13 protein-coding genes and 1 riboswitch are annotated in these 13927 nt (G+C 69.8%); of the genes, 1 reads left to right on the top strand and 12 read right to left on the bottom strand.

Annotation, left to right across the window (positions count from 1 at the left end):
• Nucleotides 1-96 precede the first annotated feature (96 nt).
• On the top strand, nt 97-765 hold the full coding sequence (locus ABT313_RS36210) for an FMN-dependent NADH-azoreductase (RefSeq protein WP_350863345.1): 669 nt from the start codon (nt 97-99) through the stop codon (nt 763-765).
• Nucleotide 766: 1 nt separating this feature from the next.
• Here the strand turns inward: ABT313_RS36210 and ABT313_RS36205 are convergent, their stop codons facing one another.
• From ABT313_RS36205 to surE, 12 genes are all read right to left on the bottom strand, one after another.
• A complete protein-coding gene (locus ABT313_RS36205; protein WP_350863342.1) occupies nt 767-1603 on the bottom strand; it encodes a putative RNA methyltransferase in 837 nt (278 codons plus the stop codon).
• Nucleotides 1604-1608: 5 nt separating this feature from the next.
• The gene (locus tag ABT313_RS36200) at nt 1609-2478 is read right to left on the bottom strand and encodes an ABC transporter permease (RefSeq protein WP_350863340.1); all 870 of its coding nucleotides are present in this window, start codon (nt 2476-2478) and stop codon (nt 1609-1611) included.
• Nucleotides 2465-3400, bottom strand: coding sequence for an ABC transporter ATP-binding protein (locus ABT313_RS36195; protein ID WP_350863337.1), 936 nt, complete (start codon nt 3398-3400; stop codon nt 2465-2467). The genes ABT313_RS36200 and ABT313_RS36195 overlap by 14 nt, the downstream gene beginning before the upstream one ends.
• An 8-nt stretch (nt 3401-3408) precedes the next feature.
• On the bottom strand, nt 3409-4497 hold the full coding sequence (locus tag ABT313_RS36190; protein ID WP_350863334.1) for a LolA family protein: 1089 nt from the start codon (nt 4495-4497) through the stop codon (nt 3409-3411).
• 150 nt (nt 4498-4647) lie between these two features.
• Nucleotides 4648-5250 carry an LURP-one-related family protein gene (locus ABT313_RS36185; protein ID WP_350863331.1) on the bottom strand — a complete coding sequence of 201 codons (603 nt, stop codon included), beginning with the start codon at nt 5248-5250 and terminating at the stop codon, nt 4648-4650.
• Entirely contained in the window at nt 5247-6599 is a 1353-nt protein-coding gene (gene bluB / locus ABT313_RS36180) for a 5,6-dimethylbenzimidazole synthase (protein WP_350863328.1), read from the bottom strand. Before bluB ends, ABT313_RS36185 begins: the two co-directional genes overlap by 4 nt.
• Nucleotides 6596-7984: a cobyrinic acid a,c-diamide synthase CobB gene (locus ABT313_RS36175; RefSeq protein ID WP_350863325.1), complete on the bottom strand. Its 1389-nt coding sequence runs from the start codon at nt 7982-7984 to the stop codon at nt 6596-6598. The genes bluB and ABT313_RS36175 overlap by 4 nt, the downstream gene beginning before the upstream one ends.
• Complete coding sequence (gene cobO / locus ABT313_RS36170) at nt 7978-8592, bottom strand: cob(I)yrinic acid a,c-diamide adenosyltransferase (RefSeq protein ID WP_350863322.1); 615 nt, start codon at nt 8590-8592, stop codon at nt 7978-7980. The genes ABT313_RS36175 and cobO overlap by 7 nt, the downstream gene beginning before the upstream one ends.
• Before the next feature lies 1 nt (nt 8593).
• On the bottom strand, nt 8594-10576 hold the full coding sequence (locus tag ABT313_RS36165) for a magnesium chelatase subunit D family protein (protein ID WP_350863319.1): 1983 nt from the start codon (nt 10574-10576) through the stop codon (nt 8594-8596).
• 133 nt (nt 10577-10709) lie between these two features.
• Nucleotides 10710-10791, bottom strand: a riboswitch (cobalamin riboswitch).
• Nucleotides 10792-10876: 85 nt separating this feature from the next.
• Nucleotides 10877-12235 (bottom strand): TolB family protein, encoded by a 1359-nt coding sequence (locus tag ABT313_RS36160; RefSeq protein WP_350863316.1) that lies wholly within the window; start codon nt 12233-12235, stop codon nt 10877-10879.
• A gap of 47 nt (nt 12236-12282) precedes the next feature.
• Entirely contained in the window at nt 12283-13167 is an 885-nt protein-coding gene (locus ABT313_RS36155) for an alpha/beta fold hydrolase (protein WP_350863314.1), read from the bottom strand.
• On the bottom strand, nt 13164-13916 hold the full coding sequence (surE, locus tag ABT313_RS36150; protein WP_350863312.1) for a 5'/3'-nucleotidase SurE: 753 nt from the start codon (nt 13914-13916) through the stop codon (nt 13164-13166). Before surE ends, ABT313_RS36155 begins: the two co-directional genes overlap by 4 nt.
• Nucleotides 13917-13927 lie beyond the last annotated feature (11 nt).

Raw genomic sequence — 13927 nt, 5'->3', positions numbered from 1 at the left:
GGAATACGATCTGACTTGAATATGTTCTGCTTCACAGATTATCTTCGGTACAGCTCAACATGAGCACGCCCCCTCAACTCGATGGAGACAGAACCTATGAGCACCCTGCTACGCATCGACGCCAGCATCCGGCTGGACGGTTCGGTGTCCCGCGCCCTGGCCGACAGCGCCGAGGCCGCCTGGAAGGCCGAGCACCCGGACGGCGTCGTGGTACGGCGGGACCTCGGACAGCACCCGCTGCCCGCGACCGTGTGGCCGACGCTGGCCGCCGCCCAGGTGGGCCAGGAGCCGGTCGCCGACGCCGACCGGATGCCGCTCGCCGAGGCGCAGGCGATCGCCGCCGACCTCTCGGCCGAGGTCCGCAACGCCGACGCGATCCTGCTCGCCGTGCCGCTCTACAACTACGGCATCGCCCAGAACGCGAAGACCTGGATCGACCTGCTGCTGATGGACCGGGACCTCGCCTTCGGCTCCCGCCCGCTGGTCGGCCGGCCCGCGATCTTCGCCCTCGCCCGCGGCGGCGGCTACGCCCCGGGTACGCCGAAGCACGGCTGGGACCACGCCACGCCGTACCTCGAGCGGATCTTCGGCGACGTGTTCGGGATGAACATCCGCACTGCCGCCGCTGAGCTCACCCTGGCCCCGGTCACCCCGGGCATGGAGGAGCTGATCGACGCCTCCAAGGTCTCGGAGTCCGAGGCGCACGTCGAGGCCGAGAACCACGGCACCGTGGTCGGCCGCGAGTTGGTCGGCAAGGCCGCCTGACCTACGTGGTGAGCGTCCGCCACGTCGAGAGCGTGACGGAGAGCGTGACGATCACGGGCTCCGGGAGTATCGCGAGCTGCTGCAGCAGCTCGCGGTAGTTCACATGCCGCGCGCTCGGCGTCATCAGCACCAACTGCTCCACGGCTGCCTTGTCGAGCCGCATCGTCTCCTCGACGACCTCACTGTCGATCTGGTCGAACTCCCCCGCCAGCGACGCCCGCAGCCTGCGTTCCTTCTCCTCGTCGACGCTGACCAGTCCGAGTACGTCGACCAACTCGGCGAGATGGTGCTGGTTCGGTGTAACCACGAGCAAGCGGCCGCCGGGCGCGAGGACGCGCGCCATCTCCGCTGCGTTGCGCGGCGCGAACACGTTCAGCATCAGCTGGGCGGAGCCGTCGACGAGCGGCAGTTCCTGCCACGCGTCGCACACCACGGACGCGATCCGCGGATCCACCTTCGCGGCGCGGCGGGCGGCGAACTTCGACACGTCCAGGGCGATCCCACGACGTTGCGGACTCAGGCCCAGGACTCCGGCCAGGTAGTAGCCGGTGCCTGCGCCGACCTCCACGACCAGGTCTTCCTCGCCGAGCCCGGACGCCAGGATCAGCGCGTCCCGGATCGCGGCGTAATGCCCGGTCCCCAGGAACACCGTGCGGGCGCCGACCATCGCGGCCGAATCGCCCTCGATCCCATTCGATGCCGCAGGCAACAGATTCAGGTAGCCCTGCTTCGCCAGATCGTACGAGTGCCCGCGCGGACACCGCGCCGTACGGTCGGCCAGCATCAGCCCGTCGGCACAGACCGGGCAGCGCAGCGCGGTGACGAGATCGGCTCTCACTGGGCCTAGGTTATGTCGCGGCTCGTGATTCGGGCCCAGGCGCCGGTGTAGAAGACGGCGACATACCCGGCCTGGAGGAGCAGGTTGCGGCCGATGTCGTGCCAGTACGGCGGGTCTCGGAGCACGTCGGCGAACGACTGCCAGCGGTACATCAGCAGCCACGGGTGGATCGCGTGCAGCTGCGGGATCGCGGTCATGATGCCGAGCACGATGAACGTGCCGAACGTCGCCGCCATCGCCGCCAGCGGGGTCGAGGTCAGCGACGAGACGAACAGGCCGATCGCGGCCAGTCCGAGCAGCGACAGCGAGATCACGATGGCGATCCCGAGCGCCCGGAGCAGCCCCTCACCGAGGGAGACGGTCGAGCCGGACAGCAGGAGTACGTCGCCGACCGGGAACAGGATGAAGCCGACGATCAACCCGGAGACCCAGATCGTCATCGTCGCGACCAGGCAGAAGACCGTGAGCGCGACCATCTTCGCGGCGAGCAGCCGGGACCGGCCGGCCGGCGCGGTCAGCAGGTTGCGCAGCGTGCCGAGGCTCGCCTCGCCGGCCAGCGACTCCCCCGAGATGACCGTCACCGCGGTCGGCAGGAAGAACGGCAGCGACAGGCCGAGGCTGGCCACGATCAGGAACAGCCCATTGCCGGCGACCTGACCGATGAACCCCTCGGTCCCGCCGTCGTTCCCGGAGAGCTTGATCGCGATCCCGATCAGCAACGGGACGGCGGCCAGCACCCCGAGACCCACCTGCGTCCGGGCACGGCCGAAGACCAGCCTGAGCTCGGAGATGAACAGCGCCACGGTGTGCCGCCCCGCACTCGGCCTGGCGACGGCGGTCGCTGTGACTTCCGCGGAGACCTCACTCGGCGACATCGAAGCCCTCCCCGGTGAGTGCCACGAACGTGTCCTCCAGGCTCGGGCGTTCCAGGCCGAAGCCGTGGATACGTACGTCGGCCGCGACCAGCGCGGCCGCGAACTTCTCGATCGGCAACTCGCCGGGATCGCCCTCGACGGTCTCCTCGGTCGTCTTCAGCTCGGTCACGCCCAGACCTTGCAGCGTCTCGGCCGCCGCTCCGAGATCCGGCGTACGCACGACAAGTCGCGGGCGGAGCTCGGCGCGCAGATCGGCCACCGTGGACTGCCTGAGCAGCTTGCCGCGGTTCATGATCGCGGCATGCGTGCAGACCTGCTCTACCTCGGCGAGCAGGTGGGTCGAGGTGAAGACCGTCGTCCCATCACTTGCCAGGTCGCGGATCAGGTGCCGCACCTCGCGGGTGCCCTGCGGGTCGAGACCGTTGGTCGGCTCGTCCAGCACGAGCAGCTCGCGCCGTTGCATCAGGGCGACTGCGATCGCGAGCCGCTGGCGCATACCCAGCGAGTACGCACGGACCTTCTTGCCGGCCGCGTTCGACAGACCGACCCGCTCCAGCGCCTCGCCGGCCCGGGCCTTGCGGGTCTTCGGGTCGGCGGTGCGGTCGGCGGCGTCGAAGCGGAGCAGATTCGCCTGGCCGGTCCAGAACGGGTAGAACGCCGGCCCTTCGACCAGCGCGCCGACCCGCGGGAGGACCCGCAGGTGCGCCTTCGGCATCGGCTCGCCGAGCAGCTCGACCTCACCGGAGGTCGGCGCGATCAGGCCGAGCAGCATCCGGATCGTCGTGGTCTTCCCCGACCCGTTCGGGCCGAGGAAGCCGTACACGCTCCCGGCCGGCACCTCGAGGTCGACCGCGTCCACCGCCACCTGCCCGCCGTGGAAACGTTTGGTCAGCCCGCGGGTGACGACCGGAGCGCTCGCCATGTCGCCGTTCAGCGGGGGGCCTTCGCGGCGGCGGCCTGCAGGGTGTCCGGGGTGACCAGGCCGACGAAGACCCTGCCGTCGTCGGTGATCAGCGCGCTCACCATCCTGGTGGTCAGCACCTTGCCCTTACCCCAGGAGCCCTGCACGGTCGGAGCCTTCGCCAACAGCTGGCCGAGCGGACCGGAGGCAGGGTTCGCTGCCAGGCCGGCGGCGTTGGCTCCACGGATCATCGCGACGCTGTCCCAGCCCGTGCCGATGATGGTCGGCTTGTCTGCCTGCGCCACACCAGACTTGCCAGGCGTGCTCGGCTTGACCAGCTTCGGCGGCACGCTGTGCGGGCGCTCGTGGTTGGCCGGCAGCTTCTGGTCGGTGACCTTCACGCCCTTCGGCGGGGTGAAGGTGAAGGAACTCGCCGACGGTACGTCGAACGACACCGAGGTGAAGCCCAGCTCGACCGCGGGGTCGTTGCCGGTCCGCGGCATCACGGTGACGTCCAGCGGGACCCAGGTCTTCGAGTCGATCGCCAGCGTCACCGAACCGACGGTGGTCTTGTCGGTCTTCGGCACCAGACGCAGCTTGTAGGCGTCGCGGCCGGCGACCTTCTCGGTGCCACTGACCTGGACCGCGGTGGACGGGTCGATCGCGTCGAGGAACTGCTTGGCGACCGCCTGCGGATCGTACGACTCCGGCAGGGCCTTCTCGGGCTTGGTGGTCTTGTGCGCAGGCAGCGTCAGCTTCGTGGCCTCACGCTTGGACGAGTCATACGCCCAAGCGGACTTGCCGTCGGTGGTCCAGAGCTGCTCGGCCTGGTTGTCGATGAGCGAGACCCGGGCCTTGTCCGGGCTGGCGAACGCGACCCGCGCAGTGTGCTGCCCGCTCAGCAGGTCGGTGAGCTCACGGCTGCCGGGTGCCATGCCGGGGATCGCAGGCAGGCCCAGGTCGGCGTCCGAGCGGACGGTGCCGCTCAGACCGTCCACCTTCGCGGTCTGCACCTTGGCCAACAGATCCTGCGCGGAAATGGTCGGCAGCTTCGGCGACGCATCCGCGACCACTGGCCCGAGTGCCCCCACACCTGCCACCACCGCGACTGTCGCCACCGGAACCAACCACCGTCGACTGCGCTGTGCTACGCCCATGAATACAGCCTCGCATCCGGTCAGGCCGGAACCAAGTGCTCTCCGTGCTCTCAGGGTAGGTTCACCCGAAAGAGTGAGTCCGGCGTACGACCCTGGTCGTACGCCGGGAACTCAGCGTGACTGTAGCGCGTCCAGCGCGACCGTCATCGCCGCCGCGACGCGGAAGTCCAGCCGCTGGTCCTGGACCGTGATCCGGTAGCGGTCACGGATCGACATCCGCCGCTCCACCGACAGCACCGGCCGACCGGAGCCGGCCTCGGTGAAGTCGAAGTGGAAGATGAACGGCAGCGGGATCTCGCCGACGAACGGCACGAAGTCCCACACCCGGCGCAGGACCGCGATCGTCGGGTTCCGCTCGGTGCCGTTCGCGTCGACGCCGGGTGCGCTGAGCTGCCAGCTGGACCGGAGCAGGCTCTTGCCGAACTCCTTCTTGAACCAGCCGATCGTCTGCCCTCCTCCGTCGAACACGTCGTACCCCGAACCCAGGTCGATCGTCTTGCGGGCCTTGAACGAGAACACCGGCTGGGTCTTGGTGTCGTCGGTGTAGAACGTCACCTGCTCCTTGAACGCCATCCGCTTCTGCTGGGCGAACGCGAGCAGCGCGCCGTCGCTCCCGTCCGGGTTGGCGGCGATCAGCTCATACTTGTTCGCCATCAGCGTCACACGCTGTTTCATCGAGAACGCAGGCACGTACATGGGCGGTTCAGCTGTCATGCGGAGGAGTGTGTCAGACCGCAGGCCGATGCACCGACCTTCAGCCCGCGAGCCAGCGCCTCGGTCCGCTCCGAGGGTTCGTCGACCTGTACGACGAGTTGGCCGACACCCTGCAGCGCCAGGTCGCGGGCGATCTCGACGCCGAACTCGACGGCCTCCGCCGGCGTCCGCGCGGGCCTCCACAACACTCCGAAGTCGGCACTCGGCTTGTGCTCGCCGAGGTCTACGACGAGTACATCCGCCTGCCGCAGATCAGTTACGTCACCGCCCACGATCACCCGTACGCGCTGCCCGGCAGCCGGTACTGCGTTCTGGCCGGCGTGGATCGCGTCGTCGACGATCGACGCGTCGCGGCGGCCCCATTCCTCGTGGTGGATCGCCCACTCCAGTGGCCGGCGCTTCGCCCATCCCGAGCGGACCAGTTCCGGTGCGGCCGCGAACTCGTCGACGTACCCGACACAGAGGTAGCCGACGAGCTCGATGTGTGCGGGCAGGTCGAGTACGTCGGCGACCTCGGCCGGTTCGAAGAACGAGACCCACCCGACGCCGAGTCCTTCGGCGCGGGCGGCCAGCCAGAGGTTCTGGATCGCGATCGCGGCGGAGAACCAGGTGGTCCGCGGATCGGCGTGCCGGCCGAGCACGTGCCTTCCGCCGCGGCCGGGGTCGCAGGTCACCGCGATGTTCACCGGGGTGTCGAGAATCGCCTCGATCTTCAGCCCGTCGAACTTCGCCCGCCGGTCGTCCGGGAGGGAGGCGGCGAACGCGTCACGCTGTGCGGTGGCTAGGTCGTGCACCTTCCGGCGGGTCGCGAGGTCGCGGATCACCAGGAAGTCCCACGGCTGGCTCAGTCCGACACTCGGCGCTCGGTGTGCAGCTTCGAGGACCCTGGTGAGGAGGTCGTTGCCGATCGGGACGTTCAGGAAACCTCGGCGTACGTCGCGGCGCTCGGCGATCACGCGGTGGACGACGTCGCGGTCCGCCGGTTCGTAGCCGGGCGCGGGGAGACGGCCGACGGCTGCGGTCGCGTTGGCGGATCGGCGTTTGGGGACGAGAAGTTCGGCGCCGACGGCCAGGACCGCGGCTTCGGCGACGCTCGGCGTACCTGCCAGGTGTTCGACCTGCGGGCTGGGGTTGGGCGCTGGGTGTTCGGCCAACTCGCTGGGCGGGATCGCTCGGAGCTCCGCGTTCAGGTCGTCGGCGAGACGGCGCAGGTCGGCTTCTTTGTCGGTGACAGTGACGATCAGCTGGACTGTGCCGGCCCCGGCTTCCTCCAGGGCGCTGTCCACCAGGGCGCGGAGTTCGGCGTACGGCGTGTTCGCTCGCAGACCGATTCCTAGGACGAGATTCATCGTTTACGTGCGGCTTTCACGAGACGGGCTGCGACGTCGGGGGTTGCGGTCCAGTGCAGGTGCAGGTACGACGCGTGGACCTGCGGACGCGTGATGCCTTCTGTGCCGGTCGGGAGGTGCCAGGCCGGGGGTACGTCGGCGTCGAGGTCGATCGCGGTCCGGTGGAACTCGTGGCCGCGGACCCGTCGCCCTTCGTGGAAGAAGTCGGTCGTGGTTGCGGCGATCGCGGTTCGGTACCCGAGGGTGAGGCGGCTGGTCATGCGGCCGGTGGCCGGGAGTACGCCGGTCATCGGGTGGCCGTCGAGCTCGCGGCAGAGGTACAGGAGGCCGGCGCACTCGGCGATCACGGGCAGGCCGGCGGCCACCTCGGCGGCGACCTGTTCGCGGAGTTTGGTGTTGGCGGAGAGCGCTTCGGCATGGAGCTCCGGGAAGCCTCCGCCGAGGTACAGCGCAGCAGTTGCCTCCGGCAACGTGTCGGTGAGCGGGTCGAAGGTCACGACGTCCGCGCCCGCGGCCGCGAGGAGCTCCGTGGTCTCCGTGTAACGGAAGGAGAAGACAGGCCCACCCGCAACCGCAACCACCGGTCGCCGCGCCTGAACGGACTCTCCGGCTCCCGGGCCGGTCGGCCCGGCGCTCGGCGCCTCGACGCTGGTGAGCGCGCTGGTCGGGTCCCAGGGCGTCGCCGGGTGGGACACGGCGGCTCGGGCTGCGGTGACGAAGGCTTCCAGGTCTACGCCTTGGTGAACCAGCTCCGCGGCTGCTTCTACTGCCTGTTCGGCCTGTTCGCGTTGTTCCGCGGCAGGGACGAGGCCCAGGTGCCGGCTGGGCACGGTCAGGCGGGAGTCGCGGCGGAGTACGCCGAGGACAGGTACGCCGGTCGGCGCGATGCCCGCACGTACTTCGGTCTCGTGCCGGTCGGAGCCGACCTTGTTGAGGATCACCCCGACGATCCGTACTTCGGTGTCGAAGGCAACGAAACCCTGGACGACGGCGCCGACGCTCCGGCCCGCCGCGGACGCGTCCACCACGAGCACCACCGGTGCCTTGAGCAACTTCGCGACATGCGCCGTCGACGAGAAACCTTCCGTGCCCAGCGCACCGTCGTACAGGCCCATCACGCCCTCGACCACGGCGATGTCAGCGCCCTCGGCCCCGTGCGCGAACAGCGGCTCGACCCGCTCCTCCCCCGACAGCATCGGGTCGAGATTGCGCCCCGGCCGCCCGGTCGCGACCGCGTGGAACCCGGGGTCGATGTAGTCCGGTCCGACCTTGAACCCGGCAACGACATGCCCGGCCCGCCGCAAGGCCGCCATCAGCCCGACGGCGACGGTGGTCTTGCCGGCCCCGGAGGACGGCGCGGCGATCACGATCCGCGGGATCACCACTCGATGCCCTTCTGGCCCTTCTGGCCGGCGTCCATCGGGTGCTTGAGCTTGGTCATCTCGGCGGCGAGATCCGCGGCCTCGAGGAGTTTCGGATGCGCGTCGCGGCCGGTGATCACGACGTACTGATGACCGGGCCGGTTGACGAGCGTGTCGACGACCTCGTCCACGTCGACCCAACCCCACTTCATCGGGTACGTGAACTCGTCCAGGACATACAGCTCATGCGTCTCGGCGGCCAGTCGGCGCTGGATCTCGCGCCAGCCTTCGAGGGCGTCGGCGGCGTGATCCTCCTCGGTGCCGGCCTTGCGCGACCAGCTCCAGCCCTCGCCCATCTTGTGCCACTCGACTGGCCCGCCCTGACCAGTTGCCTCATGCAACTGACCGAGCGCCTTGAACGCGCCCTCCTCGCCGACCTTCCACTTGGCGCTCTTGACGAACTGGAACACGCCGATGTTCCACCCCTGGTTCCACGCCCGCAACGCCATCCCGAACGCGGCGGTCGACTTCCCCTTCATCTCGCCGGTGTGGACCATCAGCAGCGGCCGGTTGCGGCGCTGGCGGGTAGTCAGGCCGTCCTCCGGTACGGCCACCGGCTGCCCCTTCGGCATCTCAGGCCACCTTCCGCTCGGTCACCGTCCGGACAAGGTTGCCCGCAGCAACGTCTCCGAGGTCGAGGTACTCCGCGCCGAGATCGGCCGCGAGCTCCGCCGCCAGACCGAGCCGGACACCGCGGTGCGGCTCGCAGTCCACGACGACGGTCGCGATCCCGCGCTCGGCCAACCAACCCGCGGACCGGCGCGCGCGGGCGAACGCGTTGTCGCCGTGGGTGGCGCGGCCGTCCGTCACGAGCACGAGGAGCGGACGGCGGCGCGGGTCCCGGATCGCCGCGATGCGCAGTACCTCGGCCGCTTGGAGAAGTCCCTCGGCTAGTGGGGTGCGTCCACCGGTCGGGAGGGACTCAAGGCGTCGTACGGCGGTCTCGACGCTGCCCGTCGGCGGGAGCGCGACCGTCGCGGCGGCACCGGCGAACGTGACCAGGCCGACGGTGTCGCGCCGCTGGTACGCGTCGAGCAGCAGCGAGACGATCGCGGTCTTCACCTCGCCCATCCGCTTCTTCGTCCCCATCGATCCGGAGGCGTCGACGCAGAACAGCACGATGTTCCCTTCGCGCCCTTCGCGTACGGCGAGGCGCACGTCGGAGGCCCGTACGGCGAGCCCCGACCCACTCCGCCCACGAACCTGCTGATGCGGCGCCGCCGACCGAAGCGTCGCGAGCAGATGAGGCCGCCCCGACTCCCGCCCGACCCGAGCCCGCTCCCCCACGACTCGCCCAACCTCAGTGATAGCGCGAGACCGCCGCCCCGCAACCCCGACCCCCGCCGCCTGCACACTCAACAACCGAGCCTTGTAAGGCGCCGAACTCCCAACAACCTCACCAACCGGCGCCGCCCCGTCGGAGCCGCGCGGCTCGCCGGGAGACTGGCCGCCTGCGGCGGCGTCGTCCGCGTCCCCGCCACGCGCGTTACCCGCGGTGTCCCCGCCCTCGGCTGCGTCCGACCCATCTGGTCCGCCCGACCCGCCTGGCCCGCCCGGACCGTCCGGGTCGTCGTCCGGGTCGGTCGGGGTGCTGTTGTTGATGGCCTCTTCCAGCTTGTCCTCGTCCAGGCCGGGGGCGTCGAACGGGTTGCGGCGGCGGCGGTGCGGGAGCGCGAGTTTGGCGGCCGCGCGGACGTCCTCCACCTCGACCACGGTGCGCCCGGACCAGGCCGCGTGGGCGACCGCCGTACGCGCGGTGACCAGGTCGGCGCGCATCCCGTCGACGTCGAACGACGCGCAGATCTCCGCAATCTGCCGGAGCGCCGCGTCGGTCAGGATCACCTCGGTGAGCAGGTCGCGCGCCTTCACGATCCGCTCGGCAAGCTCGCGCTGACGCCCGTCGTACCGCGCGATGAAGGCAGCCGGATCAGCCTCGTAGCCCAGTCGCGCCCGCATCACCTCGACCCGCACCGCCGGATCGCGGCTGGCAACCACATCCACGGTCAGACCGAACCGGTCCAGCAACTGCGGTCGCAGTTCACCCTCTTCCGGGTTCATCGTCCCGACGAGCACGAACCGGGCCGGGTGCGTCACCGACACCCCGTCACGCTCGACCGTCGCACGCCCCATCGCGGCCGCATCAAGCAGCACGTCGACGAGGTGATCGTGCAGGAGGTTGACCTCGTCGACGTACAGCAACCCCCGATGCGCTGCAGCCAGCAGACCGGGCTCGTACGCCGTGACGCCCTCCGCGAGCGCCTTCTCCAGGTGCAGCGACCCGAGCACACGATCCTCGGTCGCCCCGACCGGCAACTCCACCAACCGCGCCGGCCGGACCGTCCCCTCACCCGCATGCGGCCCGTCAGGACAGTCCGCATCCGGCCGATCGGGGTCACACGAGAACCGGCACCCGGGTACGACGTCCACCGGCGGCAGGATCTCGGTCAGCGCCCGGACCGCGGTCGACTTCGCCGTACCCTTCTCGCCGCGGATCAGCACCCCGCCGATCGCCGGCGAGATCGCGGCCAGGATCAGCGCGAGCTGGAGATCCTCCATCCCGACGACTGCGGTGAACGGAAAACCGGTAGAAGCTGGCCGCATCGGCGGTGGGTCCCTTCGTCGAGCGGGTGTCCACGCCCGCCACGCCTGGTACGCCGGCCCACATCGCGACCCGGCGGACGACCGCGGATGTCCTGGCTTCCGGGCACCTTCACCCGGTCACAGTGGCGGGACCGCCCCGGACTCCCGGCCGAAGCCGGTCACCGGTGTTCCTCCACACTCGTCGCGCCGATCATGGCACACCCGGCCAGTCCCGCCAGCGACCAGGCTCACACGCCGCCGGCGGGACCACGCTGGCTACCGGGGACGCGCAGCGCTCCAGAGGTAGGTGTCGAGGCCGGAGGTGCCGCCGCCTGGAGCCAGCTGCTTGTCGTCAGAATCGAAGGCGACGTGTTGGCCGTCGGCGGAGATGGCCGGGCCTACGCTGCCCCACCGGCCGCCGAAGGGGTCGGTCTGGTCCTGGGCCTTGGTGATCCAGACCAGTGCGCCGGTCTTACGGTCGCGGCGGAAGACGTCGCTGAGGGTCCCGGTGTCCGAGGCGGTCAGCGGTGCGGGGGTCCCGAAGGCGACGTACCTGCCGTTGGCTGAGATGCCGCTGCGGAAGACCGGGGCGACAGCAGTCGACGGCTGGCCGTGGACGTCGGCGGTGATCAGTTCCAGCTTGCTGGTTCGCAGGTCGCGCAGCCAGACGTTCGGGATGGAGTCGAAGCCGATCCCGAGCCAGCTGATCAAGGTGAACGACAGGTACCGGCCGTCGCTGGAGAAGGTGGGATAGACGGTTTCCACGCTGAAGGCGCGCGGGTCGGACGGCACACCCAGCGAGACCGCACGCGTCGTCTTCTTGGTGCGGTCGCGGACGTAGAGCACGGTGTCCGTGTGCGGCGGCGTCGGCTCCAACTGGTCCGGTGTCACGAACGCCACCCGGCGTCCGTCGCCGGAGATCGCCGGCGAACTCGAGTACACGTCGAGCTGCTGCCCGTCGGACGTCACGGAGACGCGTTCGGTCCGGCGGGTGGCGAGGTCGCGCACGAAGACATCTCCGGTGGCGTTGGTGTCGCCAACGACGAGGTCCGTCGCGTTCGACGTGAACGCCACATGCCGTCCGTCGGCGGAGATCTCCGGCTCCCACGAGTCGCTGTCCGCCGGCCCGGTCCGGCCGACCGAAACCAGTGTCGTACGCCCGGTCCTGAGATCGCGGACGAAGATGTCCTGGCTGTTGTTCGTGTCTCCCACGACCAGGTTCGACGCGGCCGAGTTGAACGCGACATACCGCCCGTCCGCCGAGATCGACGGCTCCCGGCTCTCCCCGTTCCCCGGTACGCCCCCGGTCCCGACCGACACCGACGTCGTACGTCCAGTCATCGTGTCCCGGACGAATACGTCCCGTTGACCGTTCGTGTCACCCGGCACAAGGTCATCCGCGTACGACGAGAACGCGACGTACCGCCCGTGAGCCGAGACCCCCAGCCCCTTCTCCGTGCCCGCGTACGACGATCCGTCCCCGCCGCTTCCGGCCGGCGTGACCGACACCAACTGGATCGGGTTGCTGCGCTGGGCAACCGCCGGGACACTGACCGCTCCCCCCACAACCGCAGCAACGGCAACCGCCGCGAGCACAGTGCGAATCGACCTCGGGATCGAGCTGGCAGCTTCCATGGTGGCCCCCTTAGACACCAACTGAGATGCGCGAAAACCGCCCGAAGTTATCCGCCAGAACCCTTCAAACGCTTGGACTCCCCGAGGACGAAGGAGCGGACCAGGGCGGCGTACCGCTCGGGCTCTTCGAAGTGCGTGAAGTGGCCGGAGCGGTCGAAGGTGACGACGCGGCCGTTGGGAGCGTTATCGCGGTAGGCCTGCACCGAGACGGGGTCGGTGGCGAGGTCGTCGACGCCTTCGATGAGCAGCGACGGCTGGGTCAGTTCGGACAGACGGGCGAGTTTGGAGGCGTAGAGCTCGGGCGGGGTCGTCAGGTGACTGTTGCCGTAGGCCCACATCTCGTCGCTGAAACCGGCCTCTTCGCCAAGGCGGACGAACTCCGGCCGGCGGGACGGGTCATGGAACGACAGATCCTGGAATCGGTCACCGAGACCGAACGCCAGCTCGTAGGTCTTGTCGTCCGCCGTCAACCGGCGCGGCACCGCGGCGAGAGCCCGGCACTTCGCCGCCCGTTCGGCATCACCGAGCTCGTCATAGAGGCGGGCAAAGATCGGCAGCCGGTGCCGGTCGTTCGCGTCGAAGTCCCAGCACGGACAGTCGAAGATCACTGCGCTCACCGCGGCCGGGTGCCGGATCGCGTACTCGACGGCGTAGTTGCCACCCGCCGAGTGCCCCAGGATCGCCCACCGCTCGATTCCGAGGTCCACCCGCAGTTGCTCGAAATCTGCCAGCAGTACGTCGAGGTTGACCGGCTCGCCGGGCGGCAACGGCCCCGACCGGAGTACGCCGCGCTGGTCCGGCGCGATCAGCCGCAGACCGTCGGCAAGGAGTTCGGCCTGGCAGCGTTGGAAGTGGTAGCCGCCGCCGTGGCCGTGGATGAACAGCAGCGGCGGCGCGTCGACATCGCCGTACGAGGCGACGAAGAGCTTCACCGTAGGCGTTTGGCCAGGGCGGTGGCGGCGGTGTCGTCCTTTACTTCGCGGATGCCGACGATCGGGGTGACGGTGACGAAGCCGGCCGCGAGGAGGGCTTCGTCGGAGTCGGGGACCGGGTTGGCGCGTGGGGATTCGAGTTCGATCATCGGCTCGCCGGTCGGGGCGGTCGTGCCGACGATCCGGGAACGCTTGATCGGGGCCAGCGACGCGTGCCGTACGCCGGAGAGCCGGTCGAGCGGGCGGTCGGGGACGTTGATCGTCAGCACCGTGCCGGCGGGCTCGCCGGCGATCCAGCCGAGGGCCTCGCCGGCGATCGTCGCCGCGGTCGGCCAGTGAACCGGGTCCTCGGAGTCGATGCTGACGGCAACCGCCGACGTCCCCTGTCCGGCCGCGGTCAGGGCCGCCGCCACCGTCCCGGAGTGGAAGATCGGTACGCCGATGTTGTGCCCGCGATTGATCCCGGACAGCACCAGATCCGGCGCCGGCCCGAAGGCCCCGACGTTCGCCAGCGTCACCGCGAGCGCCGGCGTCCCCTCGATCCCGGTGAACGTGACGCCGTTCTCCACGTCCGACTCGGTCCGGATCGGCCGCCCGATCATCCCCGCCCGCGCGGAGCCGACACCGCTCTCGTCGAGCAGCGGCGCGACCACGAGTACGTCGTACCCGAGCTCGGCGATCGCCGGCGCGAGCGCCCGGATCCCCGGTGCGCGGTAACCGTCATCGTTCGTGATCAGGATCCTCGGCATGTGTTCTACCC

The sequence above is a fragment of the Kribbella sp. NPDC000426 genome, from assembly GCF_040300265.1.
Lineage (GTDB): Bacteria > Actinomycetota > Actinomycetes > Propionibacteriales > Kribbellaceae > Kribbella.
This window is presented reverse-complemented; position numbering and strand designations above follow the sequence as displayed.